This window comes from Pseudomonas tehranensis (genome assembly GCF_014268615.1).
Taxonomy (GTDB): domain Bacteria; phylum Pseudomonadota; class Gammaproteobacteria; order Pseudomonadales; family Pseudomonadaceae; genus Aquipseudomonas; species Aquipseudomonas tehranensis.
Genome location: NZ_JABWQV010000047.1, coordinates 1 through 26762, shown reverse-complemented (window position 1 = coordinate 26762; position 26762 = coordinate 1). Strand labels below are relative to the sequence as shown.

Below are 26762 nucleotides of genomic sequence, written 5' to 3'. Positions count from 1 at the left end.
CTGCGACGACGATCCAGAGGGCGTTGATCGGTTCGCCGCGGCGCAAGGCCACGACACTCAACGCACAAGCTCCCAGAACAGCCACGGCAAACCAGGCAAGGTGTTTAACCAGACGGGTTGTCATTGCGTGTCTCCTGCCGATATCCAGTGGATTGCGGCGATTGTTTTTATAGTGTGCCCCGACTATTCGGAGCCGGCCCAATATCCGTGGAAGCCGTCAATAAATAAATCCGCAGTACTACGTACGGGCCATCTACGTAGTTCTACGTAGATAACCCGTTTCCATCTGTGGGAGCGGGCTTGTTCGCGAATGCGGTGTGCCAGTCAACGAAGATGCCACTGACCTATCGCATTCGCGAGCAAGCCCGCTCCCACAGGTCTTGTGCCTAATGTCCGGTAGAGTTATTGAGCCCACGTAGGTTTGGCATATGATGCCCGCCATCCGCCTCTCCCCCGCCGAGCCTGGACAGGAGTACACATGCTGCTCAAACACAAAATCGTCGCCTTGGGAATTCTGCCCCTGGTCCTGGCGATTGCTGTCATCTGCGCCTTGGTGATCTCGCTCAATCGCCAGTTGGGTGATCAACAGGCGCAATTGATCGAAGACAGCATCCTGGCCAGCAAGCGCGCGGAGCTGAAAAACTATGTCGAAATGGCGCAAAGCCTGATCGCCCCGCTGTATAACAACGGTCAGGGCGACGCACGCGCGCAGCAGCAGGTGCTGGAGGAACTGCGCAAACTCAGTTTCGGTATCAATGGCTATTTTTTCGTCTACGACCGCCAGGGTCGCAGCCTGATGCACGCCCGCCAGTCCGAACTGGTGGGCCAGTACCTCTGGGACATGAAGGATCCCCAGGGTCTGCCGGTGATCCAGGCATTGCTCAAGAGCGCCGAATCCGGCGAAGGTTTCCAGCGCTACGCCTGGAACAAGCCCTCCTCCGGCCAGGTGACCGACAAGCTGGCCTACGTGGTGATGCTCGATCGCTGGGGCTGGATGCTCGGGACCGGGATTTACCTGGAGGATGTCGAGCGCGCCACCCAACAAGCCCGCGCTGAAGTGGCCCAGGGCATCCACACCACCATGCAGGCCATCGCCGCCATTGCACTGGTGGCGGTCCTGCTGGTGTTTGCCGGCGGCATGACCCTCAACGTCAGCGAACATCGCCTGGCCGACAAAAAGCTGCAACGGCTGAACCAGCGCATCGTCAGCTTGCAGGAAGAGGAACGCGCGCGGGTGTCACGCGAGCTGCACGACGGCATCAGCCAATTGCTGGTGTCGATAAAATTCCAGTTTGAATTGGCCAGTCACGTCCTCGAAAAGGGCCAGGAAAACGGCCTGGGGATCCTGAAGAACGCGACAGACCGGCTGGGGGAAGCCATTGGCGAGATCCGCAACATCTCCCACGACTTGCGCTCCTCCCTGCTCGACACCCTGGGCCTGTCCGCCGCCATCGGCCAGCTCGCGGCCGAATTCCAGCAACGCAGCGGGCTTGAAGTGTCGTACAAAAGCAACGAATTCGATTGCCGCCTGGAAAATGGAGCACCGGTTTCGCTGTTTCGCATTGCTCAGGAAGCCTTGACCAATATCGAGCGTCACGCCGGGGCGAAAAGTGTTGGCATCACCCTGTTCGGGTCCGGCCAGTCCTTGCGCTTGACGGTGGTGGATGACGGGATGGGTTTCAACGTCCCGCAGGTCGAACGTGGCCACGCCGGCATCGGCCTGCGTAATATCCGCGAGCGGGTCGAGCATTTCGGCGGACGGCTGGAAATGACCTCGGTGCCGGGACGAAGCGAGCTGGATATCCTGCTGCCCATGAACATGATGGCGACACAAAGCTGATGCGCGCCCAACCTGACAAGAGCACCTGCCGATGAACCTGCCCTCTGTGATCCGCGTCGCGCTGGTCGACGATCATTCCCTGGTCCGCGATGGCATCAGGGCCCTGTTGTCCGTCATGCCCCAACTGGACGTGGTGGGCGAAGCCGAGAATGGTGCGCAGGCCATCGAGATGGTCGGGCGCTGCCAACCGGACCTGTTGCTGATGGACATCAGCCTCAAGGACATGAACGGGCTTGAGCTGACCCGTCTGCTAGGCAAGCAATACCCCAGCCTCAAGATCCTCATCCTGAGCATGTACGACAATTATGAGTATGTGAGCGAGTCCGTGCGCTCCGGCGCCAGCGGCTATGTGCTCAAGAATGCCCCTTCGCGGGAAATCATCGCGGCCATTGAAGCCATCATCAGCGGTGGCACCTTCTACAGTGCCGAGATCGCCCAACGGCTGGCCACCGACCCGACCACCGACAACGAGCTGACGCCGCGCGAGAGTCAGGTGTTGTACAAAATGGTCCAGGGGCTGAACAACAAGGAAATGGCCCGGGAACTGGACATCAGCGTGCGCACCGTCGAAACCCATCGCTTGAGTATCCGCCGCAAGCTCAACATCGATAAACCCGCGGCTCTGGTGAAATATGCGATCGATCACGGGATCATTTCGCGCTAGGAACCCGGCTCACGCTCGCGGCTTATGATTGAACCTCGGCGGGCCTGTCGATCCGCCCCGCAATATCATCGGCCACCGTGCGATTGCGCCCGGTTCGCTTCGCCTGGTAAAGCAACGTATCGACACGTTTGTAGAGATCCTGCCAGGTTTCCCTGGGGCCTAGACTCCCGACACCGAAGCTCGCGGTGACCGGGCCGACAGCCTCCAGTGTGGCCGAACCACCGTTCTCGATGGCCGTTCTCAAGCGTTCCGCGCACTCATGTGCTTCCTGGGCATCGGTGTCCGGCAGGAACACGGCAAACTCTTCGCCGCCGAGCCGACCGACGATATCCCGTTTGCGCGCCGAGACACGCAGCAACTGCCCGACCTCGCGCAAGACGCTATCGCCCACGTCATGACCATGGCTGTCGTTGATGTTCTTGAAGTTGTCGATATCGCACAGTGCCAACGCTGTCGTGCCGCGCCGGCTCTTCATCAGCAGCTGCGACACCCGATCCTCGAAGCCTCGCCGGTTCAGGACGCCGGTCAGCGGGTCAAAATCGCGTTCGCGACGCAGGTCATCAATCACGTCGGCAATGGCCGCGGCGAGAATCACAAAGGCGAGCCCGACGCCGAGCACCGCCAGGGACAGCTGCAGCGCCTGCCAGAACACCGAGTTGGCGAACGCGACCCGGTCCAGAGGCACCGACAGCCCGACGGTCAGTAGGGTCCGCGGAAAGAAATGCAACGCGAAGACCAGCAATACCCAGAACAGCGCCTTGTCGACGAGTCGCCCGCGTAACAGCGATCTGAGCTTGACCGCCGCCACAAGCAAAATCGCACCATACCCGAAGTTCTGGACGTAGATGCGCGCAAGCAGGTTGCGGTCGATATAAAAGAACCAGGCCAGAGCCAGGGAAATGACGCACACCACGGCAACGTCCAGCCACCAGCCGAGGCGTTTTTGCGAACGCAGCAAAACGCCTTCGGCCACTGCCAGGACCGCCGAGGTATACAGCGCGCCGGACACAATGGCATTGGACCCGACCCCCGGAGGCCAGCCGAAAATCTGCGACATGGCGCCACATGCGAACAGGCCACAGCCACCGGCCAGGAGCAGCAGATAGTTGCGTTTTTTGTCGATAAGCCAGGCGCAGACGAACGCAATCCCGAAGACCGACAAGATCCCTGGGACCATCAACATAAGCGTAATTCTGACGACTGATGCGTCCATCCGAAACGTGTTTCTCCCCTGACCCAGGTCTGCAATCGCCCATGATGACAGAGGCAAAGGCAGCACACCTGCGAAGTTTGAGACTGCGATGACAGCCCGCCAACCTTTTCACTACACTGGCTGTCTTGTCCCCTCCCTTGCGAGACGTGCAATCCGTATGAAGAACATAACAAACACAATGACGTTCTGTGGTCTGCTGGTGTTCTGCGGCAACGCCCTAGCCGAACCAGCCCCTTCACACCTTGATCAGGTCCTGCAGCGCGGCGAGCTGAAAGTATGTACGACGGGCGACTACAAGCCTTACACCTACAAAGCCGAAACAGGTGAATACGAGGGGATCGACATTGACATGGCCCGTTCGCTGGCCGCCAGCCTCGGGGTCAAGGTTCAATGGGTGCAGACCAGCTGGAAAACCCTGATGCCGGATATGGTCGCCGGTAAATGCGATATCGGCATGGGTGGGATTTCCGTGACCCTGGAGCGTCAGAAAAAAGCGAACTTCAGCACCACACTGGATGTGGATGGCAAAATCCCACTGGTGCGTTGCGAGGACCAGGCGCGCTACCAGACCATTGAGCAGCTCAACCAGCCTTCGGTGCGCCTGGTGGAACCGGCCGGCGGCACCAACGAAGCGTTCGTCCGAGCGTTCCTGCCCAAAGGGCAACTCAAGTTCCACGACAACGTAACCATCTTCCAGGAACTGCTGGACAAGCGGGCCGACGTGATGATCACCGACGCCTCGGAAGCGCTCTATCAGCAGAAGCTCAAACCCGGTCTTTGCGCCGTCAACCCGAGTCAGTACTTGCAGTATGGCGAGAAGGCTTACCTGCTGCCGCGGGACGACATCACTTGGAAAATGTACGTTGACCAGTGGCTGCACCTGAGCAAAGCCAATGGCAGCTACCAGAAGGTCATCGGTCAATGGCTGGCGGTGCCCCAGCAGCCGTGACAACACCGACGCCGCACACAAGCCGCTCATCCCGGGTTTGTGTGCGGCCCCAGGAACTGGCATGTTGGTCTCTCAATTGATCAGCCACGAGGTTCCATGCAGATCGAGTTACTGGAAATCAGCGAGCACCTGCATCGTTTTCCCCCTTTCGATGCCTTGCCCCAGCAAACCCTGGAGGCCATAGCACAGCGCGTCGAAGTCAGCTACTTCAAGGCCGGCAGCGATATTCTCGAGGCAGGCTCCATCGTTCACGACCTGCATTATGTGCGCAGTGGCGCAGTCGAGATCTACCGGCGTAACGGCCAGTTGTACAACCGTCTGGTGGAAGGCGATATCTTTGGTCAGGCCAGCCTGCTGCGCAGCAACAAAGTGCGTTTTCCGGCGCGGGCCCTTGAAGACAGCCTGATCTACTTCATCCCGGCGGATGTGTTTGCCCAGCTGTGCGAGCAACATGACAGCTTCGCCGACTTTGTCGAAGCCGAAGGACACTCCAGGCTCAAGTCCGCCGTCGAGGCCCAGGGCCGCGCCAGCGAACTGATCCAGCTGAAATCCCGCGCGCTGATTTCCCGGGACCTGGTCTGGGTCACCCCGCACACCAGCGTTCACGAAGCGGCACGGTTGATGTCCCAGGAAAGTGTTTCCTGCGTCGTCGTCCTGGAACCAGCCGGACAACACCCGGAAAAAATGCTCGGTATTGTCACCGACCGCGACCTGCGCACCCGAGTAGTGGCCGCCAACCGCAGCGGCGATACCTGCATCGGTGAAGTGATGTCGACCGATCCGGTGGTCATCCAGGCCGATGACTCGTTGTTCGAAGCCATGTTGTGCATGCTTCGCAGCAACATCCACCACCTGCCGGTGGTGCACAAGGGGCGCACGCTGGGGTTGATCAACCTGTCGGACATCATCCGGCACGAGTCCCAGAGCAGTCTGTACCTGGTCAATAGCATCTCCAACCAGACGTCTGTCGAGGGCTTGCGCTCACTGTTGCGGGATCTGCGCGGCACCTACATTCGCATGGTGCGCGACGGTGCGACGGCTCACATGATCGGCAGCGCCATCTCGGGCATTGGCCGCGCCTTCACCCAGCGGCTGCTCGAATTGGCCGAACGAGAACTGGGGCCGCCGCCGGTTCCGTACTGCTTCATGGTGCTGGGATCGATGGCGCGGGATGAACAACTGCTGGTCACCGACCAGGACAACGCCCTGGTGCTGGATGATCGTTTCGACCCGGCCCTGCACGACGAATACTTCAGCAAACTGGCCACCTTTGTCAGCGACGGCCTGGCAGAGTGCGGTTACAGCTACTGCAAGGGCGGCATCATGGCCACCAACGCGCAATGGCGTCAGCCGTTACGAGTATGGCGCGCGTATTTCAGCCAGTGGATCGAAAAGCCCAATGCCGCCACCCTGCTCAACAGTTGCATCTTCTTTGACCTGGACGGGGTCTATGGGCAGTTGGAAATGGTCAACGAACTCAAGGCGCTCTGCGCTGAAAAATCCAAGGTGACACCCGCCTTCCTGGCGGCGATGGCCCGTAATGCCTTGAACCGCACGCCCCCCTTGGGTTTCTTTCGCACCTTCGTGATGGAAACCGACGGCAAGCAAAAACAGATCATCAATCTCAAGGGCCGTGGTACGGCGCCGCTGACCGACCTGATCCGTATCCACGCCCTGGCCTGTGGGACCACGGCACAGAATTCCTTCGATCGTCTCGACGCCATCAGCACCACACAGCTGGTGCAACCGCAGGCCATTGAGCATCTACGCTACGCCTTGGAGTTTCTGTCGATGGTGCGCATCCGCCACCAGGTAGATGCCATCGAACAGGGCCAGAAACCGGATAACTACATCGAACCTGAGCGTTTCTCCACCACTGAGCGGCACAACCTCAAGGAGGCGTTCCAGGTATTGAGCAATGCGCAGAAATTCCTGCGATTCCGCTACCCCGGTCACGCGCGGCCGTCACGATGACCCCTGCGAAGAGGCACGACACGCTGGATTGGGCGGCACGCTTCAAACTTCTGGCAGAGCAAGCCCGGCACCCGCTTCTGCAACGGTTCTACCAACACGGTGTCGTCGACGCCGCGACTGCGCTGGAGCAGGTGGAACTGCTGGCCATGGACCTTGAAACCACCGGCCTGAACGCGCGCACTGACAGTATCGTCAGCATCGGCCTGCTGCCGTTCACCCTTAAGCGGATACGCTGCGGCGAAGCCCTGTACTGGGTGATCAAGCCCTCAGAGCTCAGTCATGAATCGGTGACGTTTCACCACATCACACACTCCGACATCCGTCATGCCCCCCGCTTGCCGGACGTCATGGAGAAATTACTGGAAGCCATGGCGGGAAAAATCATGGTGGTGCATTACCGGGCCATCGAACGCAACTTCCTGGACCAGGCGTTACGCAATCACCTCGGGGAGGGCCTGCACTTTCCGGTGATTGACACGATGCAGCTGGAAGCGCGGCAGGTGCGCGGTCAGCGTCGTTGGATGGACCGACTGTTACGCCGTCCGCCCGAGTCCATCCGGTTGGCGGACAGTCGCTTGCGCTACCACCTGCCGCCCTATCACGCCCACCATGCCTTGACCGATGCCCTGGCGACGGCCGAGCTGTTGCAAGCGCAAATAGCTACTCACTACAGCCCGTCCATCCCCGTCGGCCAGCTGTGGGATTAAAAGGTCAGGTGCGCGGTTCCGACATCAATCCCTTGACCAGGGAAATACAACCCAGCAGCAGGACAATGGCAAACGGTAAGCCGGTGGAAACCGCCATGGCTTGCAACGCGATCAAACCGCCGCCCAACAACAGCGCAATCGCGATCACACCTTCGATGATGGCCCAGAACACCCGCTGTGGAACGGGCGCATCGACCTTGCCGCCAGCGGTGATGGTATCGATGACCAGCGAGCCGGAATCCGAAGAGGTGATGAAAAACACAATCACCAGCACGATACCGAGCAGTGAAGTGATCTCCTTGAGGGGGAGCCCTTCAAGCATGGCAAACAGCTTGAGCTCCAACACCGCATCCTTGACCCCGCTCAGCCCCTGGAGGGTGGCCTGGTCGATGGCGGTCCCGCCAAAGGTGGTCATCCACAATACCGATACCAGTGAAGGCACCAGCAGCACCGAGATCAGGAACTCGCGAACGGTACGGCCACGACTGACGCGGGCAATGAACATCCCCACAAACGGCGACCAGCTGATCCACCAGGCCCAGTAGAACGCCGTCCAGCCTTGGGTGAATTCAGTGTCTGTGCGACCGAAGGGGTTGGACAAGGCCGGCAGGTACTCGGCGTAGGTCACCAGGTTCTTGAAGAAACCGGTGAGAATCGCCACGGTTGGCCCCACCACGATAATGAACAAAAGCAACAGCAAGGCCAGGCCCATGTTGATTTCGGACAACAGCTTGACGCCCTTCTCCAGCCCGGCGAGCACCGACCACAGAGCAATCAGGGTGATGCCGATGATCAGCACGACTTTGCTGACGCTGGTCGATTGAATGCCAAACAGGTGTTCAATCCCCGCAGCGGCCTGCTCGGCACCGATGCCCAGCGACGTCGCCAGTCCGAACAACGTGGCGAATACCGCCAGGATGTCGATGATATGGCCGGGCCATCCCCAGACGCGCTCACCCAGCAGCGGGTAAAAAATCGAGCGTATCGAAAGTGGCAAACCTTTGTTGAAGGAAAACAGCGCCAGGGACAACGCGACGATGGCGTAAATGGCCCAAGGGTGCAGACCCCAGTGGAAAATGGTCGCGGCCATGGCCAGGTCGGCGGAGGCCTTCATATCGCCCGCGGCACCGCCCAGAGGTGCCCAGTCGGTACGTGCCCCGCTGGCGTCGAGCGTGACACCCCCCATGGCGGCAGCGTAATGGGACATGGGTTCTGCCACACCGTAGAACATCAGGCCGATGCCCATCCCGGCGGCGAACAACATGGAGAACCAGCCCACATAGGTGTGGTCCGGCGTGGCATCCTGACCGCCCAATCGAACCTTGCCCAATGGCGAGACGATCAGCGCCAGACACAGCACTACGAAGATGTTGGCCACACTCATGAAGAACCAGGCCAGATGCTGGGTCAACCAACTGCGCATGGCGCTGAAAAGCGGTTCGACTTCATTCTGCAGTGCAAGCGTCACGATGACGAACAGCAGAATGGTCGCCGCTGAGATGATGAAAACTTTGCCGTGGATATCCAGAGAGAAAGAGAACTGACCTCGGATATTGTCTTGCCCGATCACGTAGTCGGTGTCGATTAGATTGGCTTTGCCGCTGGGGGCTGGTATCCCCTCTGTGCCGGTTGACTGGGGTTGTCCTGATAGATCGTCTACAGGGTTTTTTCCCACGAGAACCTCCTTTTATTATCCGCGCGCTTGGGCGCGCATGGTCTGATAAGCCCCGCTGTTCCTATGGTAAAAACGAGATGTGTGCGCATGTATCTTAACAAGCTTATGAGCCAGTCTGGGACATTGCGGCCGTTCAAGCGTTCCCCGACTGGGAAAATGGCCCCTGCGCGGCCCCCTCAGGGGGCCGGCATTACGGCTGGAATAGCCTGAATCGCAAGGAAAAAAAAAGGCGCCAGGATTGCCCCAGCGCCCTTTGATCAGCCGTTGTGTCGCCCTGCTCAGCTCACTGCGCGGCGCGTACCTTGGCAATTTCGTCGTACATCATCTTCACCAGGTTGGCATCCAGGGACTTGGCGAATTTATCGATCACCGGTTGCACACGCTCACGAAAGCGATCTTTCTCGGCCGGGCTGATCTCGTTGACGGTCATCGCGCCAGCCAATGTAGCTTTGGCCTTGTCCATGCTCGCAGCGGTGACTTCGCGCTGGAACTTCTGCGCCTCGGCGGCAGCCTGGCGAATCAGGTTCTTTTCATCGTCATTCAGACGGTTCCAGGTTTTCTGGCTGATGATCAGTGACTGGGGATTGAAGATGTGGCCAGTCTCCGACAGATACTTCTGTACCTCAAAGAACTTGTTGCCCTCAATCACCGTGAAGGGGTTCTCCTGGCCGTCGATGGTGTGCTGCTCAAGGCCGGTGTAGACCTCGGGGAACGCCATCGGCACCGGGTTGGCACCCAGGGCGGAGAAGGTTTCCAGGTAGATCGGCGACTGGATCACGCGAATCTTCAAGCCTTGCATGTCTTCAAGCTTGGTCACGGGATGCTTGCTGTTGGTCAGGTTGCGGAAACCCAGGTCCCAGTAGCCCAGGCCAACCAGCCCTTTGCTGTCCAATTGCGCCGCCAGTTTCTGGCCGACCGGCCCGTCGATCACCGCGTGGGCTTCTTCGGCGTTGTTGAACAGGAAGGGAAAATCGAGCATCGCGAAATCCGCTGCCTGGGCGGCCAGGATGCCGGAGTTGAGCACGGTGATGTCCAGCGTGCCGCCCTGCAAGGCCGAGACCGTCTGCACGTCGCCTCCCAGGGTTCCACCAGGAAACAGACGGACCTTGAGCTTGCCGCCGCTCTTCTCGCTCAGCAGGTCAGCGAACTTCTGTGCGCCCTGCCCTTGTGGGTGCTCCTTGACGTTCTGGAACGCAAATCGCAGGGTACGCTCGCGGATCTCGTCCGCGTGGCTGACCACGCTGCCCAGCAGCAGACCCGTTGCACATGCCCCGGCCAACAAGGTTTTCATCAGTTGTCCCATGTCACTCTCCGATCATTATTGTTTTAGAAGTCGAGCTACTACCGCTTGCACCGGCGTCAACCGGTGAAGAATTTCAAAGGTCCCAGAACCAGTTGCGGAAACAGGACCAAAAGGAACAGCACCGCCAGTTGCGCGAGCAGGAACGGCCACACGCCACGCACGATCTCTTCGATATTGAGTTTCGAAACCCCGCTCACCACATTGAGCACGGTACCCACCGGTGGAGTAATCAGGCCGATGGCGGTGTTGATGAGAAACAGCACACCGAAATACACCGGATCGATACCCGCCTGGGTCACCGCTGGCATCAGCACCGGGGTGAGGATGAGGATGGTTGGCGTCATGTCCATGACCGTACCGACCATGATGATCAACAGCATGATCACCACCAAGAGCAGGGTCGGGCTGTCCATGAACGGCTCGAGCACTGCCGCCAACTGGCCCGGCAAGTCGGCAATGGTCACCAGCCACGAGGACACCATGGCCGCCGCCACCAGGAGCATCACCACCGAGGTGGTCTTGGCCGAGGACAGGATCACTTCGTACAACTGGCTGACTTTCATTTCCCGGTAGATGACCAGGGACACAAACAGCGAATAGACCGCTGCCACCACCGCCGCTTCCGTCGGGGTGAAAATGCCGAACTTCAGACCCAGGATGATGATCAGCGGCAGGCCCATGGCCCAACTGCCCTCGATCAGGGCCCGTATCACTTCGGCCCGCGAACGCTTGGGCGGTGTCTGCACATGCTCACTGCGGGAGATGAACCACCAGGCAATGGCCAGGGCGACACCGAGCATCAGCCCCGGCACGATTCCGGCCAAAAACAGCTTGGAAATCGATACCCCGGACGCCACGCCAAACACAATGAAGCCAATGCTCGGTGGAATGACCGGGGCAATGATGCCTCCGGCGGCAATCAAGCCGGCCGAACGCGCCCGGTTGTGCCCCGCCAGCACCATCATCGGCACCAGCAAGGCCGCCAGCGCCGCGGCATCGGCCACTGCCGAACCCGAGAGCGAAGCCAACAGGCAGGACGCGATGATCGCCACATAACCCAGACCGCCGCGCTTGTGTCCCACCAGCGCCATGGCGATGTTGACGATACGTTTGGACAGGCCGCCGGCGTTCATCACTTCGCCGGCCAGCATGAAGAACGGCACAGCCATCAACGGAAAACTGTCGGCGCCGTTAAGCAGGTTCTGGGCGATGATCTGTGCGTCAAACAGATCCAGGTAAAACATCAACGCCACACTGACCACCAGCAAAGCAAATGCAATGGGAATGCCCAACGCCATGCTGCCTATCAATGACCCAAGGAAAATGACCAGTGTCATGGGCGGGTACTCTTGATGGGGTTATGGGCGCTCGCCTCGGCGGCGTCGTTGTCCTTGACCATGACCATTTCGTCATCCCTGAGCTTGCCGAACAGCGCCAGGTAGAGCTCGTAGACCAAGATGGCGGCGGCGCTGGCGCCGAACACCAGGCCGGCGGCGTAGAACAGCGCCATCGACAACCCCGAGGCCGGCGCGACCACATCCACGTTGATCACTGCCTGCTGCCAACTGCCGCTGAAAATCAACCAGCAGATGTACAGCATCATCAGGTGCCCGATCACCAGGCAGAGGCGCTTGCCGGCCGGCGGCAGGCGTTTGACCAGACTGTCTAGCCCCAGATGGGCGCGGTCCTTGAGCGCCACCAGGGCGCCGAGAAATATCATCCAGACGAAAAACCAGCGCGACAGCTCCTCCGAAACGCTGATACCGGAGTTGAAGGCGTAACGCAGCACCACATTGCCGAACACCAGCACGATCATTGCGACCATGCACAGCACAATCAGCAGTTTGAGCAGTTTGAAATACAGATCGACGACCTTTGTCATCTTGAAGACCTCCCGGACTTGTCGAGCGCCGGCATCCAGCAACCGGCGTGATAGGACCGCAACGATGGGCGGGAAGCTATCGGGTCAGGACACCGCGGCTGAGCGTTGTTCCGGGTCCGGAGCAACGAAGCGAGGGATAGGGGCTGAGCGCTTGCAGACGGGTACGCATGGGGGTTCCTCGATTTTTTATTATGGTCTTGGTCAAGCTGAGCAAGAGGTGTTGCGCCTAAAATGTACCAACCGGTTAGTTCGGTCAATCACCTTGGCAGGGGGCCCACACAAAGCGTGCGATTATCGGCTAACCGTGTGAGCCGGCTTATCCGGTATTTTTCCTGTTCGACACACACTGCCCAAGTGCGGTTTTTATTTATCAACAAACAACTTTATTTATGAACCAGTCCGGTACAAAACTGTTCAACCCCACTGATCTGAAAAAACAATAATAAAATTGAACCTTATTTAACTTCCGAACTTTAGCGACGAGCAGCCAACTCTATAACACGTCCAACCTCGACAACAAACAGGCGTCATTTCAATGACAAACACCTAAGCCCCTTTATATAAAGCGACGCCAAAAATAAGGCTCCGATGGTCTTTGCGTGATTAAGCCGCCGTTACGAGAACGCAAACAATCACTAAAAATCCTTAATATTCAGGCAATTACAAACTATTTACTTCAAAACAATAAACCAACTTCTTAACCTTCCGCCAACCCTTCATCGTCAAAACAACGAAACACCCTCCAAATAAAACTTTGCGCTCGCGTTCTTTGGTGTTATTACTTCGCCGCTCCAAACTGCAATAGGCCATTACGCAACTTTTCGCGTGCGTAACCCGCCTGCCTGTTATTGGATCCCACTTAATTTAACTCGCTTGTTTACTCAAACGCATGATCGCGCTTGGGCGAACGGCTGTGCGGCGCAGCAAACTGCGCGAGGAAGGGCGTCATCGCTACTCATCAGTCACGGATCAGGATTCTGTCGATCTTCGGTACCCGTCCGGAAGCCATCAAGATGGCACCTTTGGTCAAGGCCCTCGCCGCCGAACCGGGCATTGAGTCGCTGATCTGTGTCACCGGCCAGCATCAAAGCATGCTTGAACAGGTTCTGGCTCTGTTCGATCTCAAGACCGATTTCACCCTTAACGTGATGACGCCGCACCAGACGCTCAACTCGCTGACCGCTGCGTTGTACGGCGCGATCGACCCGGTACTGGAACAGACCCGGCCGGATCGGGTACTGGTCCATGGCGACACCACCTCGGCCATGGTGGCTTCGATGGCGTCCTTTCATCGACGTATTCCCGTGGGCCATGTGGAAGCCGGGCTGCGCACTGGCGACATCTACAGTCCCTGGCCGGAAGAAATGAACCGTCGGTGCATCGACCTCAGCGCCGACCTGCTGTTTGCCCCTACCGCCCAATCTCGCGATAACCTGCTGGACGAACGTCTGCAAGGCCGCTGCCTGGTGACCGGCAATACCGTCATCGATGCGTTGCAGATGACCGCCCGGCGCATCGAGCAGGATGCCCAACTGCGCCAAGCACTGGACCAACAGTTCCCCTTCCTGAAAACCGGACGCAAGCTGCTGCTGGTCACCGGCCACCGCCGAGAGAACTTTGGCGATGGCTTCCTGGACATCTGCAAGGCCTTGCGTCACCTGGCTCAGCGCCCCGACATCCAGATCGTCTACCCGGTGCACCTCAATCCCAGCGTACTGGGCCCGGTGACTGAACAACTGGGTGACCTGCTCAACGTACACCTGATCAAGCCCCTGGATTACCTGGCGTTCGTGCGCCTGATGCAACACGCCCATGTCATCCTCACCGACTCCGGTGGTGTACAGGAAGAAGCGCCGTCCCTGGGCAAACCGGTGCTGGTGATGCGCGACGTCACCGAACGCCCCGAAGCCGTAGCTGCGGGCACGGTGCGCCTGGTCGGCACCTCCCCGGCCTCGATCATTGCCGGCGTGGACGCACTGTTCGACGACAAGGCCTTGTGGCGCCGCGCGTCACAGGCAGCCAACCCCTATGGTGATGGCAAGGCCAGCCAGCGCATCGTCGATACCTTGATGGGGCGCCCGGTGGACGAATTTCTCGTGGGCCAGTCGCAATTCCTCCAAGGCTGGGCTCACCCAACGCTGTCCGCGCCACGCCAGTTGCTCGCCTCCTAATCGCTGCTCCCCCCTTATCAGATCGAGATTTACCTGAATGAAGCCTACCGTTGCCCTTTCTACGGGTGCGCTCAGCGCCCTTGCCTGTGGCCTGAGCCTGCTCGCGCTCATGCCAACCTTTGCCTTGGCTGCCGATAGCCCGCTCACCCAGGCAATCCATCGGCTCAACGCCGATACCCGCCAGGAGCGCGAAATCCGCTTAAGCGACCTGGGCATCAGTGCGCCGATCCTGCTGGGCGCCAGCGATTCTCGACGGGAACTGTATCTACCAGTGCCGGCCGGGGTTGCCCTTAATGAGGCGACCCTGCAATTGGACGCCAGTTATCTCAATGGCGAAGGAGGTCGCAACACCCTGCTGCTGTCGCTCGATGGCTATCCGGTGCGCGCCGAAGGACTCAGCGAGCCTCAGGGCAGTGCCAGCGCCACGCTGGGCGTCGACAAGGCCCCGCGCGACAACGGTCTGGTGCGGCTGGGCATTGCCTGGTCTTCAGTGGTCTCCCGGCCGTTGTGCGAGGACGACCGGGTCATCGGCAACGTGCTGCGGATCCAGCCCGACACACGCTTGAACTACAGCTTCGACGCCCGCCAACTGCAGGATGTCGGCGCCGCCTGGACGGCATTGCCTGCTCAACCCGGGATCCTGGTCGCACCCGGTTCGTTGTCCGCCGACAGCTACGACGCGGCTTGGCGATTGGGCGTGGCCCTGGAGCGAATGGGCAAGCACAGCCGCATCGTGCCGTTCCCTGCCGTACAAGACAGTGTGAATCTGAGCGCTCTGCGCATCCCGGCCGAACTGTTGAGCCTCCCCGCCTTCGCCAGCCTCAACGCGAAGGGCCAGCATCGCCTGGCCAACCCGGCTGAGATCGGCGCACTGCTGATGCTGGGGCAAACCCCGAACGTACAGGCCGACCTGGCCATCAACGACCCGCAACTGCTCCAGGCCATCAATCAGTCCCTGGATGCTCTGCAGAGTCAGATCCAGAGCGTCGACCCAACCGCGGCCAGTGCCTTGACCCAATGGCGCGAACAACACGTCAACGCAGCCACGGCAGGCACCGGTCCTGACGATGTGCGCCTGGCGCTGCTGGGCACGCGCCCGGTCCTGATGATCGCCCCGCACGCCACCGGCAAAGCCCTGTCGTTGCTCGGTTCAGCGTGGAACAAACTGGCGCGCAGCCGGCAGTTGACCGTCAGCGAAGCGCAAACACCTTTGAGCAACGATGGCCGCGTGGCCCTGTCGCGACTGGGCGGCGCACCCGGCACCTATGACGTGGCCTCCCGATTCGACTGGAGCACTTCGTTCCCCTTGGGCAGCGTGGCGTATGACGGTCGCTTGCCGGTAACAGCCGTGGTGGATCTATCCGCCGCCCCGGGGGCGTCACACACCCCGCCCGTGGCCTCGCTGTTTTTCAACGACTTCCTGATCGGTGCCCAGCAGTTGACCACCGATGGTCAATCACAACGTATCCAGGCCCATATCCCCAGCTATGCCCTGGGTTCAAAAAACGTATTGCGCGTCTCATTCCAACGCCAGCCTGTCAGCGATCGCTGCCTGGAAACACCCCAGGCGTTCCCGGTAGCGGTGCTGCCGAGCAGCCATATCGTGCTGGAAAAAATTGCCCTGGACGACGGTTTCTCCGGCATGGCCGCGCGCTTCGCCGTGGCTACCCAGATCCTCGTTCCCCAGGCATACCTCGACCAACCGACCGCCAGTCTGGCCCGGGTGATCTCGGTGGCCGATGCCGCCGGTGTTTCACCGTTGCGCGCGCAGTTGAACGTCAGCGCCGATCCCAAAGCCGTGGTCAGCCCGGACAAAGCCTTCCTGGCCTTCGAATTGCCGCTTGAGGACAGCAAGGAATCGGTCCTGGTCGATGAACAGGGGCGCCTGCGCATCAACCATGCAGATCAGTTACTGCTGGATGTGCAGCCGCTCAACCAACTGGCTTCGCTACAAGTGGTGCAAGCCTCGGGACAGCATGGCCTGGTGTATCGGACCCTGGGCAGTCAAGCGCCCGACTTCGCCCAGCCGATTGTGCTGACCCGTGGCGATGTGGCGATTCTCGGCGACAGCGGCGCGGTGACGATCATCGACAGCAAAGATCCCAGTGGCAGTCGGTTGATCGGCCGTGAAGAACCCAAAGGGCTGGATGCCTGGCGTAAACCTTCGCTGCTCTGGCTGATCCCTGGCGCCCTCGTGTTGTTCCTCCTCCTGTTGCTGGCTGGCCGTAGCGCCCGTCGCAATCGCCAGTAACGGTAACCTTCGATGACGTCGCTTTATTGGCCCTATTGGCTGGCCCACTACTACAACTATCTGGAAACCGCGACCATCGTCGTCGCGGTGGTGATCCTGATCTCCAGCCTGGACGACCTGATCATTGACCTGTGGTACTGGTCTCGCCGCCTGTACCGCAAGCTCACCGCGGACCGCAAATACCGGTCGCTCACCGTCGACCAACTGCTGGCCCGGGACGAACAGCCCCTGGCGATCATGGTGCCAGCCTGGCTGGAATACGACGTCATCGCACCGATGATCGAGAACATGGTCTCGACGCTCGATTACCAGAACTACGTGGTCTTCGTCGGCACCTATGTCAACGACCAGCGCACCATCGACGAAGTCGAGCGGATGCGCCGGCGCTACAAGCAACTGCACCGCGTGGAAGTGCCCCATGCCGGACCGACCTGCAAGGCCGACTGCCTGAACTGGGTGATCCAGGCGATCTTCCTGCACGAGAAAACCCATGGCATGACCTTCGCCGGTGTCGTTTTGCACGACAGCGAAGATGTGCTGCACCCATTGGAATTGCGGCTGTTCAACTACCTGCTGCCGCGCAAGGACATGATCCAGTTACCGGTGGTGTCGCTGGAGCGCAACTGGTACGAATGGGTGGCAGGGGTCTACATGGACGAGTTCGCCGAATGGCACGGCAAGGACCTGGTGGTGCGTGAAAGCATGACCGACACCGTGCCCTCGGCTGGCGTCGGCACCTGTTTCTCCCATCGCGCGCTGCGGGTGCTGGCCGGCACCACCGAAAACCAGCCATTCAACACCGACAGCCTCACCGAGGACTACGACGTCGGCGCGCGGCTGGCCAAGGTCGGCATGAATGCGATCTTCGTGCGTTTCCCGGTGCAGTTTCGGGTGCTGCGCAAATCCTGGTTCCGCAAGCCCTACGAATCGACCCTGACGATGCCACTGTGCGTGCGCGAGTTCTTCCCGGATACCTTCCGCACGGCGTTCCGGCAAAAAGCCCGCTGGACCCTGGGCATCGGCCTGCAAGGCTGGGAACAAATGGGCTGGAACGGCTCGCTGGCCAACCGCTACCTGCTATTTCGCGACCGCAAGGGCGTGGTGACGGCGTTCGTCAGCATCATCGCCTACGTGATTCTGGTGCAACTGCTGGGCCTGATCATTCTGCGCAACAGCGGCTGGTGGGACGTCACCTTCCCGACGCCCTTTGAAACCAACGACCTGATCAAATACCTGCTGGTGGCCAACGGCATTGCCCTACTCTGGCGGATCCTGCACCGGTGTTACTTCACCACTGTGCTGTACGGCTGGCAGCATGGCTTGCTGTCGATCCCGCGCATGCTGGTGGGCAATTTCGTCAACTTCATGGCCGCGTCCAGAGCCTGGCGAATGTTCCTGGTGGGCAAGGTGATGAATCGCAAACTGGTCTGGGACAAGACCATGCACGACTTCCCTTCCACCGACCTGGTGGCCATCGCACCACGCCGTCTGGGCAGTGTGTTGCTGTCCTGGCAGGCCATTACCGACACCCACTTGCAAAGCGCCCTGGACCAACAACAATCGCGCAACATGCCGCTGGGGCGCATTTTGCTCAATAACGGCTGGCTGGACGACGAAACCCTGGCCGAAGCCATCGCCTTCCAGAATGACCTGCCCCGGGTCTTCGACGTGGCGCAAAAAGCCGCCGCCTCAACGTCGTCACTGACTGGCGAATTTGCTCTGCGCTGGCGGGTAATACCTCTGGGCCGCAACGCTGACGGCTGCGAACAGATCGCCGTGGCCAACCCCCTGTCCGACGAAGGCCTGCAACAGATCAGCATTGAGCTGGGCAGCGAGCCGGTGCAGTTGATCGCCCGGGAAAGTGAAATTCTCGCGCTGTTGCGCCAGTTGCCGGAACGCAACGGCCACGCCGTACCCAATGCCAGTGCACCGCTGCTGGGTGACTTGCTGATCGAAATGGGCCTGCTTGATCGCGATCAGTTCAGCCGCGCCATGTTGCAGTATCAACCGCAGCACCACGGTCGGATCGGCGATTACCTGGTCGACAGCGGCGTGCTGCCCCGGGCCACTATCGAACAGGTGGCGGCGCGTCAGCACAGCGTCTACCCCATGGAGCTTCCGGCATGAACCGCGCCCTTTTGACCCTATTGGCCACGGGGCTGGGCCTGATACCAGCCCTGGCGGCTGCCGAAACGTTGCCGCTGCCGTTGTCCGGCCCGGCCTACACCGCCGCCAACCAAGCCTACAGCGCCTACGAGCGCAAGGACTATGACCTGGCCATCGCCAAAGCGCGCGAGGCCCTGCGCCTGCGTGCCGACGTGACGCGTCTGCACACCCTGATCGCCATGGCCGAACGAGACAAGAAACTGCGCGACCAGCCCCGCGTCGCTAGGTCATCGCGCGCCGCTCCTGCGGCACCGGGTTTCGTGGCCGCCTCCCAGGCCTACAAGGCTTACGATCAAGAACAGTTCGTTTTGGCCGCGCAAGCGGCTCGTAAGGCCATCGCCCAGGCACCCCGGCGCCGGGAGTATCGGTTGTTGCTGATCGATGCCCTGCAGCGCCAGCATCTTCTGGTCGAAGCCGACCAGGCTGTGGGCGATGCGCTCGGGGTCTTCGCCCACGATGACGCGCTCCTGATGCGGCGCAAAGACATTCGCCGCCAACTGGCGGCGCCGCTGGCGGTCCAGGGCTACCGTGCCTTGCAGCAGGGCAACCGAACCCTCGCGCTGGAAAAGGCCCGCAAAGCCGTAGCCTGGGCGCCGGAAATCGCCGCCAACCAGCAACTGCTCGACAGTGCCTTGCTCGATGCCAATGATTCCGAGGCACCGATCCTGGAGTGCCAGGAAAGCGCCTTCGGCCTGACGTGCGCCACCCGGCCGGTCAACACCGATAAGCAGGCACCGATCAGCGACTTGCAGCTTGCTTATGATTCGGTCCGCAGCGGCGATGACGAGACGGCCCACGCCGCGTTCCGCAGGGCCGACACCACTGAGCCCCTTAAGCCGGCGGCAGCCCAGGACGCCGCCTACAACGCCATGCGTGTCCATGAAGACGACGAAGCCGTGGCGTATTTCAAGCGCGTGATTGATGGGCAAAAAACGGCAGAAACGCCTATGTCCGCACAACAACTGTTCGATACCCGTCGCACCGTGGGTGACGTTTCGCGCAGGATGGGCCTGACCAGCACCACCAGCTATCGCGGCAACAGTTCCAGTGGTCTGAGCGCCGCGCCGAGCACTGGGAGCAGCGGCAGCCAAAGCAATGATTTGCTGCAAAACAGCACTGAGCTGTCCTGGCGCCCATTGGGCTATCGCAACGCGCGGTTTGTCGAGCTCTACGGGCGCGTCACCGACACCCTGTGGAGCAAGAACAGCGACTCGGACACCGGTGCAGACGCCCTGCAAGGCGCACTCGGTGTCCGGATCAAACCCTTCAGCTCCGTGAACATCATGGCCGCCTTTGAACGCACCTTCCCTCTCGGATCTTCCAATGTCGAGGGCGATTGGCTGGCGCGCCTGGGCTACGGTTCGAGTATCGGCACCGACCTGCGGGTCGATGCGCCCAGTTGGTGGACTTCGCAGCTGTATGCCGAAGTCGGTCGATACATCAACGACTCGCGCAATTACTTCAACAGCGAATGGCAAGTGGGACGCAGCTATGCCATCGGCGGCACCGGCTCGCGCTGGGTGACCTTCCCCCATGTCGTGGCGGCGTTCGACTACGATTCCAAGATGAAAAGCGGCGCTGACGGCGACTTTTCGTCCGGCAACGCCGGCGGGATCGGGGTGGGCAACAACATACGCTACTGGTTCCGGGAAGATGCCTACAACGCGCCCCGTTCCTATGTGGATTTTTCCCTGCAATACCGCGCCAGGGTGTTTGGCGAGGAACGCGCCAAAGGCGTGTTCGCTCGCTTGACCTACTCCTATTGAGGCCTTTGATGTGATGTGCAATTGCAGGAAGACGCTCACTTGAAAATCTTCGGCCATATCATCAGTCGCACGGCTGTGGCGGCGCTCTCGCTGGCCACGGCCCTTGGCGCAGGCACAGGGACGTATTACATGATGAACCAAGAGGTTGCACCGGACATCGTTGGCATCGTCTGGCAGCCAGACAACCAGACCGTGGGAATCAAAGGCAACTGGGAAAAGCTGGGGGTGCGCGAGCTGCTGGTGCAATGGACGGTGGTGGACGATCAGGCCTTCGTGCCCGGCACCGGCCTGCCCAGCGTGCCGCTGCTGCCTGACTGGGCGCGCATCGCCAAGGCGCCCTGGGCTCAGGATGTCATCCTCGGGCTGGCCGGTCATTTCAGTGAAAACCGCTCCAGGGACAATATTGAGCAACTGGCCGCGGTGTCGGCGCGCATTGCCCGGTTGCCGACTCCGCTGCACGTGACTGGGTGGTATTTTCCGGCCGAGGTCGATCCCAGTTGGTCTCGCGCCAAGGAACTGCCCGCCCTGCTGGCCAAGCTGCCGCGCCCGTTGTGGATCAGTGTCTACGACGGCGCCAACATCGGCCCCGCCGCCACCGCCGACTGGCTCAAGCAATGGTTGCCGGATGACATTGGCGTGTTCTTCCAGGACGGCGTCGGCGTCTACGCCCGCACCGCCCCGGTGGCCCGCGACTACGCCGACGCCCTGCGTGAGCGGCTCGGGAAGGATCGCGTGCGGATCATCGTCGAAGCCTTCCGCCCTAAGTTCGGCGGCGGCTTTCGCTCAGCCACGGTTGCCGAACTCACACCACAATTGGCCGCCTATGCCGGCTATCCGCTGTACCTGTTCGACGGCCCACATTACCTGACACCTGAGTTGGTGGAGCAGTTGGAGCAATCCTTGGCCAAGCCGTGATCATGGATCGAGGCCTTCGCCCTGGCCTGGCCACGGAGATTTGTATCGCTGTGTATATGAACTGCGGATGGATACGAAACCGCTGACTTCGAGCCTTGCCGACACACAACGTCGATACACCTGCGCGTTTAACTGTGATCACCGGACAGCAGCACTCCCGCTGCCACTGGCTCACTCAATCAAGCGCAAGGAGAATCACCATGTTCAATTTCTCGAAAGTTTCGTCTCTGGCAATCGCCCTGGCACTGGTGGGCGGGCTCGGCCTGTCGAACGTCGCTTCGGCCACGGCCATGAGTGCAGCGACGCATGGTCAGGCTGCACAACTGCTGGTTGAAGGTGGCTCCGATCGCCTGCTTCAGAACCGCGTGGCTGAGGGTGGCGCTGATCGTCTGCTTCAGAACCGCGTGGCTGAGGGTGGCTCCGATCGTCTGCTTCAGAACCGCGTGGCCGAGGGTGGCTCCGATCGCCTGCTTCAGAACCGCGTGGCTGAGGGTGGCGCTGATCGTCTTCAGGAGCTGCGCGAACGCAACGCTTAAGGGTTGCGGATAGCCGTGCCGAGTTTGGATCGAAGTCTCAACGCAATTGATTATTCGGGGTGAGGGAGCTTGCTCTCTCGCCACGGATGTTTGCCTGGCTCACGGCTTGATGTTCTTCAGCTCATTGAGCAGCGCCAACAGTTGCTGCATCTTTTCTTCACCAAACTGTTCTTCGATGCGGCGATAGTTGCTTTCCATCCCCTCACTCATCGACACGAAGCACTGCTGCCCACGCTCGGTCAGCCCTACGAAAACCCGACGCTGATCCTGGCTCGACTTCTGCCGACGCACCAGCCCATCACGCTCCAGACGGCTGAGCACACCGGTCATGCTGGGTTTGAGGATGCAGGCCTGATGAGCGAGTTGGTGACTCTCCAGCTCTCCTTGCTGATGCAGGATACGGATCACCCGCCATTGTTGTTCCGTAAGATCATGCTGGTTCAGCGCAGGGCGGAAAAAAGCCATGGCCGCTTCGCGGGCTTGCAACAGGGTCAGGGTCAATGAGGGTCTGGGGTTGGCCATGTTCGGACTGCTTGAATGGACGAGGTGGCAGCTTAGTGTTGCCCTCACACTGCTGCAAGAACAACTGTGGCGAGGGGATTTAGCGAAACGTCGCACCGCACCGCTGGGTTGCGAAGCAGCCCCATTGAGTTGATGCATCGCTCAACGCAACCCTGATTGCCGCTGGCGATACTCCCCGGGTGTGAGCCGGGCGTAGCGCTGGAAGAAGCGACTGAAATACGCCGGGTCCTTGAACCCGAGCTGGTAGCAGATTTCATTGGCCGAACTGCCGGTAAACAGCAGCAACCGCTTGGCCTCTTGCATCAGCCGTTCCATGATCAGCCGCTTGGAAGGCAGGTCCGCGATCCGTCGGCACACATCGTTGAGCCGTGCCTCGGTGACGCCAATACCCTCGGCATAGCGCGACAACGGCCAATGTTGCAGGTAATGAGCTTCGATCAGCTCATTGAAGCGGTGAAAAATCTTCAGGTCTTCATGCCGCGCTGGCCGCGCCTGCAGAGAATTGGAACACAGGCGCAGCAGACTGATCATGATCAGCCGCGTCAAACCGTCCAGCGCCGCGCTACGCCCCGGCCGTCCGGCGGACACTTCCTCGCTCAGTTCCTCGAACAGATACTCCAGTCGCCGCACCTCCCCCGCCTGTTCCGGTCCCAGCTGCGCCAGCGCCACGCAGGCCGCTGGCATTTGCACACCCGCCGGCGCCAGTCTCGGATCCGCGTCGATCAACTGCCACACCAATTGCTGACGAACGGTCAGCACATGCCCGTCACTGTCGGCTTCGGTCACAAAGGAATGGGGAATGGTGGGTGGCGTGAGAAAAAACATAGGCCCGGATTCGACGTATTGCTGGTCATCCAGATACACCCGCACGGCACCGCTTTTCACGTAGTGAACCTGAAAGAAACGGTCATGCCGATGCACCGGCATATTGCGACCGAAGAAATCCGCCAGGTTGGCAAGCCGATCGTAGTGAACCTCAGCATCGCTGTAGCGCTGGTCGTACACCTGGCCAATGTTGATGTTCGGGATGGGCTGACGGTCAGTCATTGCGCATTTCTCGTTTTTTATTCTGATTCCAGACAACGGCTTGCATTCATCCTGCGCCGATTTCCCGAGGGCAACCAGTGTCGGCTGATTCTGCCACGCTTGACGATAGTTAACATCTTAATTATAACTGTTAATACATTAACAATATCTGCAGAGCCCTCATCTCTGCCGCTGCCAGGAGACAAGCATGAGCCGTGCCCTGCATGACGTCGCGACCGGCACCCTGTTCGGGGTCGCACTGAACTATCAGGGGCTGCTGAAACAGCGCCTCGTCGAGTTCGAGCAACCGCCGTACCAGAAGCCGCCGGTCAAACCGGTGCTGTTCATCAAGACGCCCAACACCCGCAACCGGCACGACGCCGACGTGGTTCACCCCGGTCACGGCGAACGGCTGCAACCCGGGCCGGCGCTTGGCGTGGTGATGGGCAAGTCGGCCAGCCGTGTCAGCGCAGCCGAGGCGCTGGACTACGTGGCCGGCTACACCGTGGTCAATGAATTCAGCCTGCCGGAAGACAGCTATTACCGCCCCGCCGTCAAGGCCAAGTGCCGGGACGGCTTCTGTGCCATCGGGCCAGAACTGGTGCCCACGGCCAACGTTGCCGACCCCCATAGCCTGACAATCAGGCTGTACGTCAACGGCGAGGTTCGCCAGCACAACAACACGGCCAATTTCGTTCGCAACATTCCCCAATTGATTGCCGAGATCAGCGAGTTCATGACGCTGCATGCCGGCGACGTGCTGATCACTGGCACGCCCGAGGGCCGGGTCGATGTCGTGCCTGGCGATCACGTCGAAGTGGAGATCAGCGGCCTGGGCCGCCTGGTCAATAGCGTTGTGGCCGAGCACACAGGAGCACGTTCATGAAACACGCGCGCATTGGTTTTGAAGGCCAAGTCCACACGGTCACCGTTGAAGCTCACAACGCCGTTCGCCTGGCCGACGGTCGGCTGCTCGCAGAGAATCAGGTCCAGTGGTTGCCGCCGGCCACCGGTAGCATGTTCGCCCTGGGCCTGAACTACGCCGATCACGCCGCCGAACTGGCGTTCAAGCCGCCAACCGAACCGCTGGCGTTCATCAAATCCCCAGGCACCTACACCGGCCACAACCAGAGGACCTGGCGCCCCGACAACGTCGCCTACATGCACTACGAGTGCGAGCTGGTGGCGGTCATCGGCAAAGCCGCGCGCAACGTCAAACGCGAGGATGCGCTGGGTTACCTGGCCGGTTACACCGTGTGCAACGACTATGCGATCCGCGACTACCTGGAAAACTACTACCGCCCCAACCTGCGGGTGAAAAACCGTGACGCCACGACGCCCGTTGGCCCATGGATGGTCGATGCGGCCGATGTGCCGGACCCGAGCAACCTGAAGTTGCGTACCTGGATCAATGGCGAACTGCGCCAGGAAGGCTCGACCCGCGACATGATTTTCGACATCCCCTACCTGATCGAATACCTGTCCAGCTTCATGACCCTGCAACCCGGCGACATGATCGCCACCGGCACGCCCGAAGGCTTGGCGGACGTGGTGCCCGGCGATGAAGTGATCGTGGAAGTGGAAGGCGTCGGCCGCCTGGTCAATCGAATTGTCAGCGAAGCCGAGTTCTTCGCATCCCGTAAAGAGGCGTGAGCAGCATGATCAAACACTGGATCAACGGCCGTGAGGTCGAAAGCAAAGAGGTCTTCGTCAACTACAACCCGGCCACCGGTGATGCCATTGGCGAAGTTGCCAGCGGCGGCGCCGAAGAAGTTGCCCAGGCCGTGGCTGCGGCCAAGGACGCTTTCCCGAAGTGGGCCAATACGCCGGCCAAGGAACGCGCCCGACTGATGCGCAAGCTCGGTGAACTGATCGAGCAGAACGTGCCGAAACTGGCCGAACTGGAAACCCTGGACACAGGTTTGCCGATTCATCAGACCAAGAACGTGCTGATCCCACGGGCCTCCCATAACTTCGATTTCTTCGCCGAAGTCTGCACCCGCATGGACGGCCACACCTACCCGGTCGACGACCAGATGCTCAACTACACCCTGTACCAACCGGTGGGTGTCTGTGCATTGGTCTCGCCCTGGAACGTGCCGTTCATGACCGCGACCTGGAAGACCGCGCCGTGCCTGGCGCTGGGCAACACCGCTGTGCTGAAAATGTCCGAGCTGTCGCCCCTGACCGCGAACGAGCTGGGTCGACTGGCGGTGGAAGCCGGCATTCCCAACGGCGTGTTGAACGTGATCCAGGGTTACGGTGCCACGGCCGGCGACGCGCTGGTGCGTCATCCGGATGTACGGGCGATTTCCTTCACCGGCGGCACCGCCACTGGCAAGAAGATCATGCAGACCGCCGGGCTGAAGAAGTATTCGATGGAACTGGGCGGCAAGTCGCCGGTACTGATTTTTGAAGACGCCGACCTTGAACGGGCCCTCGACGCAGCGCTGTTCACCATTTTCTCGCTCAATGGCGAACGTTGCACCGCCGGTAGCCGGATCTTCATCCAGGAAAGCGTCTACCCACAATTCGTGGCCGAGTTCGCCGCCCGGGCCAAACGCCTGATCGTCGGCGATCCGCAAGATCCGAAAACCCAGGTCGGCTCGATGATCACCCAGGCCCACTACGACAAGGTCACCGGCTACATCAAGATCGGCCTCGAAGAAGGCGCCACGCTCCTGGCCGGCGGTCTGGAGCGCCCGGCCAACTTGCCGGCACACTTGAGTCGCGGTCAGTTCATCCAGCCGACAGTGTTCGCTGACGTGAACAACAACATGCGCATTGCCCAGGAAGAAATCTTCGGCCCGGTGGTGTGCCTGATCCCGTTCAAGGACGAAGCACAAGCCTTGCAATTGGCCAACGAGACTGAATATGGGCTGGCCTCGTACATCTGGACCCAGGACATCGGCAAGGCCCATCGCCTGGCCCATGGCATCGAGGCCGGCATGGTGTTCATCAACAGCCAGAACGTGCGCGACCTGCGCCAGCCTTTCGGCGGCGTGAAGGGTTCCGGAACTGGCCGCGAAGGTGGACAGTACAGCTTTGAAGTCTTCGCCGAGATCAAGAACGTTTGCATCTCCATGGGCGGGCATCACATTCCGCGGTGGGGGGTATGACCCAAGGTAAGTGATGACCTTGTGGCAAGTGATGAACCTGTGACAGTGATCCCACTGTGGCGAGGGAGCTTGCTCCCGCTGGG

The 26762-nt window shown here is 60.4% G+C and carries 21 protein-coding genes; 14 read left to right on the top strand and 7 right to left on the bottom strand.

The features are described from left to right. Positions 1-478: 478 nt before the first annotated feature. Together HU811_RS10680 and HU811_RS10675 are read left to right on the top strand one after the other, a co-directional pair. A complete protein-coding gene (locus HU811_RS10680; RefSeq protein ID WP_092398613.1) occupies positions 479-1840 on the top strand; it encodes a cache domain-containing protein in 1362 nt (453 codons plus the stop codon). 31 nt (positions 1841-1871) lie between these two features. Continuing rightward, positions 1872-2504 (top strand): response regulator, encoded by a 633-nt coding sequence (locus HU811_RS10675; protein WP_092398615.1) that lies wholly within the window; start codon positions 1872-1874, stop codon positions 2502-2504. A gap of 22 nt (positions 2505-2526) precedes the next feature. On the opposite strand, the gene HU811_RS10670 is transcribed toward HU811_RS10675, so the two are convergent. Next, positions 2527-3687: a GGDEF domain-containing protein gene (locus HU811_RS10670; RefSeq protein ID WP_202883613.1), complete on the bottom strand. Its 1161-nt coding sequence runs from the start codon at positions 3685-3687 to the stop codon at positions 2527-2529. A gap of 187 nt (positions 3688-3874) precedes the next feature. Between HU811_RS10670 and HU811_RS10665 the strand changes: the two genes are divergently transcribed. The 3 genes from HU811_RS10665 (at position 3875) to HU811_RS10655 (ending at position 7347) form a co-directional block, all read left to right on the top strand. Beyond that, on the top strand, positions 3875-4666 hold the full coding sequence (locus HU811_RS10665; protein WP_092455584.1) for a transporter substrate-binding domain-containing protein: 792 nt from the start codon (positions 3875-3877) through the stop codon (positions 4664-4666). A 96-nt stretch (positions 4667-4762) separates the two neighbouring features. Further along, positions 4763-6640, top strand: a complete 1878-nt coding sequence (locus tag HU811_RS10660) for a DUF294 nucleotidyltransferase-like domain-containing protein (RefSeq protein WP_092455582.1) — start codon at positions 4763-4765, stop codon at positions 6638-6640. After that, positions 6637-7347: a 3'-5' exonuclease gene (locus tag HU811_RS10655; protein ID WP_186655762.1), complete on the top strand. Its 711-nt coding sequence runs from the start codon at positions 6637-6639 to the stop codon at positions 7345-7347. The genes HU811_RS10660 and HU811_RS10655 overlap by 4 nt, the downstream gene beginning before the upstream one ends. Positions 7348-7351: 4 nt before the next feature. Here the strand turns inward: HU811_RS10655 and HU811_RS10650 are convergent, their stop codons facing one another. From HU811_RS10650 to HU811_RS10635, 4 genes are all read right to left on the bottom strand, one after another. Further along, positions 7352-9022: a BCCT family transporter gene (locus HU811_RS10650; RefSeq protein WP_092455579.1), complete on the bottom strand. Its 1671-nt coding sequence runs from the start codon at positions 9020-9022 to the stop codon at positions 7352-7354. A 283-nt stretch (positions 9023-9305) separates the two neighbouring features. Continuing rightward, on the bottom strand, positions 9306-10325 hold the full coding sequence (locus tag HU811_RS10645) for a TRAP transporter substrate-binding protein (protein WP_186655759.1): 1020 nt from the start codon (positions 10323-10325) through the stop codon (positions 9306-9308). 56 nt (positions 10326-10381) lie between these two features. After that, positions 10382-11662: a TRAP transporter large permease subunit gene (locus HU811_RS10640; protein WP_186655756.1), complete on the bottom strand. Its 1281-nt coding sequence runs from the start codon at positions 11660-11662 to the stop codon at positions 10382-10384. After that, positions 11659-12207, bottom strand: coding sequence for a TRAP transporter small permease (locus HU811_RS10635; RefSeq protein ID WP_186655753.1), 549 nt, complete (start codon positions 12205-12207; stop codon positions 11659-11661). The genes HU811_RS10640 and HU811_RS10635 overlap by 4 nt, the downstream gene beginning before the upstream one ends. Before the next feature lie 968 nt (positions 12208-13175). Between HU811_RS10635 and wecB the strand changes: the two genes are divergently transcribed. The 6 genes from wecB (at position 13176) to HU811_RS10605 (ending at position 22012) form a co-directional block, all read left to right on the top strand. Next, positions 13176-14378, top strand: coding sequence for a non-hydrolyzing UDP-N-acetylglucosamine 2-epimerase (gene wecB / locus HU811_RS10630; RefSeq protein WP_371913955.1), 1203 nt, complete (start codon positions 13176-13178; stop codon positions 14376-14378). 37 nt (positions 14379-14415) lie between these two features. Next, positions 14416-16629, top strand: coding sequence for a hypothetical protein (locus HU811_RS10625; RefSeq protein ID WP_186655750.1), 2214 nt, complete (start codon positions 14416-14418; stop codon positions 16627-16629). Positions 16630-16641: 12 nt separating this feature from the next. Then, the gene (locus HU811_RS10620) at positions 16642-18756 is read left to right on the top strand and encodes a glycosyl transferase family protein (RefSeq protein WP_186655747.1); all 2115 of its coding nucleotides are present in this window, start codon (positions 16642-16644) and stop codon (positions 18754-18756) included. Next, the gene (locus HU811_RS10615) at positions 18753-20561 is read left to right on the top strand and encodes an NfrA family protein (protein ID WP_186655743.1); all 1809 of its coding nucleotides are present in this window, start codon (positions 18753-18755) and stop codon (positions 20559-20561) included. Before HU811_RS10620 ends, HU811_RS10615 begins: the two co-directional genes overlap by 4 nt. Before the next feature lie 39 nt (positions 20562-20600). Further along, entirely contained in the window at positions 20601-21476 is an 876-nt protein-coding gene (locus HU811_RS10610; RefSeq protein ID WP_186655740.1) for an alpha-amylase family protein, read from the top strand. A 200-nt stretch (positions 21477-21676) separates the two neighbouring features. Beyond that, positions 21677-22012 carry a hypothetical protein gene (locus HU811_RS10605; RefSeq protein WP_186655737.1) on the top strand — a complete coding sequence of 112 codons (336 nt, stop codon included), beginning with the start codon at positions 21677-21679 and terminating at the stop codon, positions 22010-22012. A gap of 99 nt (positions 22013-22111) precedes the next feature. Here the strand turns inward: HU811_RS10605 and hpaR are convergent, their stop codons facing one another. Together hpaR and hpaA are read right to left on the bottom strand one after the other, a co-directional pair. Beyond that, entirely contained in the window at positions 22112-22534 is a 423-nt protein-coding gene (gene hpaR / locus HU811_RS10600) for a homoprotocatechuate degradation operon regulator HpaR (protein WP_003201625.1), read from the bottom strand. A 141-nt stretch (positions 22535-22675) separates the two neighbouring features. Continuing rightward, entirely contained in the window at positions 22676-23581 is a 906-nt protein-coding gene (gene hpaA, locus HU811_RS10595; RefSeq protein ID WP_186655734.1) for a 4-hydroxyphenylacetate catabolism regulatory protein HpaA, read from the bottom strand. 187 nt (positions 23582-23768) lie between these two features. On the opposite strand from hpaA, the gene HU811_RS10590 reads away from it, so the two are divergent. The 3 genes from HU811_RS10590 to hpaE are packed head-to-tail and all read left to right on the top strand — an operon-like array spanning position 23769 to position 26679. Continuing rightward, the gene (locus HU811_RS10590; protein ID WP_186655731.1) at positions 23769-24446 is read left to right on the top strand and encodes a fumarylacetoacetate hydrolase family protein; all 678 of its coding nucleotides are present in this window, start codon (positions 23769-23771) and stop codon (positions 24444-24446) included. After that, positions 24443-25213, top strand: a complete 771-nt coding sequence (locus HU811_RS10585; RefSeq protein ID WP_186655728.1) for a fumarylacetoacetate hydrolase family protein — start codon at positions 24443-24445, stop codon at positions 25211-25213. Before HU811_RS10590 ends, HU811_RS10585 begins: the two co-directional genes overlap by 4 nt. Positions 25214-25218: 5 nt before the next feature. Continuing rightward, positions 25219-26679, top strand: coding sequence for a 5-carboxymethyl-2-hydroxymuconate semialdehyde dehydrogenase (hpaE, locus tag HU811_RS10580; protein ID WP_186655713.1), 1461 nt, complete (start codon positions 25219-25221; stop codon positions 26677-26679). Positions 26680-26762: the final 83 nt, after the last annotated feature.

What these genes read in the sequence shown, in the direction of transcription:
- HU811_RS10680 (WP_092398613.1), top strand. Translation starts at nt 479, where the DNA reads ATGCTGCTCAAACACAAAATCGTCGCCTTGGGAATTCTGCCCCTGGTC.
- HU811_RS10675 (WP_092398615.1), top strand. Translation starts at nt 1,872, where the DNA reads ATGAACCTGCCCTCTGTGATCCGCGTCGCGCTGGTCGACGATCATTCC.
- HU811_RS10670 (WP_202883613.1), bottom strand. Translation starts at nt 3,687, where the DNA reads ATGTTGATGGTCCCAGGGATCTTGTCGGTCTTCGGGATTGCGTTCGTC.
- HU811_RS10665 (WP_092455584.1), top strand. Translation starts at nt 3,875, where the DNA reads ATGAAGAACATAACAAACACAATGACGTTCTGTGGTCTGCTGGTGTTC.
- HU811_RS10660 (WP_092455582.1), top strand. Translation starts at nt 4,763, where the DNA reads ATGCAGATCGAGTTACTGGAAATCAGCGAGCACCTGCATCGTTTTCCC.
- HU811_RS10655 (WP_186655762.1), top strand. Translation starts at nt 6,637, where the DNA reads ATGACCCCTGCGAAGAGGCACGACACGCTGGATTGGGCGGCACGCTTC.
- HU811_RS10645 (WP_186655759.1), bottom strand. Translation starts at nt 10,325, where the DNA reads ATGGGACAACTGATGAAAACCTTGTTGGCCGGGGCATGTGCAACGGGT.
- HU811_RS10640 (WP_186655756.1), bottom strand. Translation starts at nt 11,662, where the DNA reads ATGACACTGGTCATTTTCCTTGGGTCATTGATAGGCAGCATGGCGTTG.
- HU811_RS10635 (WP_186655753.1), bottom strand. Translation starts at nt 12,207, where the DNA reads ATGACAAAGGTCGTCGATCTGTATTTCAAACTGCTCAAACTGCTGATT.
- HU811_RS10625 (WP_186655750.1), top strand. Translation starts at nt 14,416, where the DNA reads ATGAAGCCTACCGTTGCCCTTTCTACGGGTGCGCTCAGCGCCCTTGCC.
- HU811_RS10620 (WP_186655747.1), top strand. Translation starts at nt 16,642, where the DNA reads ATGACGTCGCTTTATTGGCCCTATTGGCTGGCCCACTACTACAACTAT.
- HU811_RS10615 (WP_186655743.1), top strand. Translation starts at nt 18,753, where the DNA reads ATGAACCGCGCCCTTTTGACCCTATTGGCCACGGGGCTGGGCCTGATA.
- HU811_RS10605 (WP_186655737.1), top strand. Translation starts at nt 21,677, where the DNA reads ATGTTCAATTTCTCGAAAGTTTCGTCTCTGGCAATCGCCCTGGCACTG.
- hpaR (WP_003201625.1), bottom strand. Translation starts at nt 22,534, where the DNA reads ATGGCCAACCCCAGACCCTCATTGACCCTGACCCTGTTGCAAGCCCGC.
- hpaA (WP_186655734.1), bottom strand. Translation starts at nt 23,581, where the DNA reads ATGACTGACCGTCAGCCCATCCCGAACATCAACATTGGCCAGGTGTAC.
- HU811_RS10590 (WP_186655731.1), top strand. Translation starts at nt 23,769, where the DNA reads ATGAGCCGTGCCCTGCATGACGTCGCGACCGGCACCCTGTTCGGGGTC.
- HU811_RS10585 (WP_186655728.1), top strand. Translation starts at nt 24,443, where the DNA reads ATGAAACACGCGCGCATTGGTTTTGAAGGCCAAGTCCACACGGTCACC.
- hpaE (WP_186655713.1), top strand. Translation starts at nt 25,219, where the DNA reads ATGATCAAACACTGGATCAACGGCCGTGAGGTCGAAAGCAAAGAGGTC.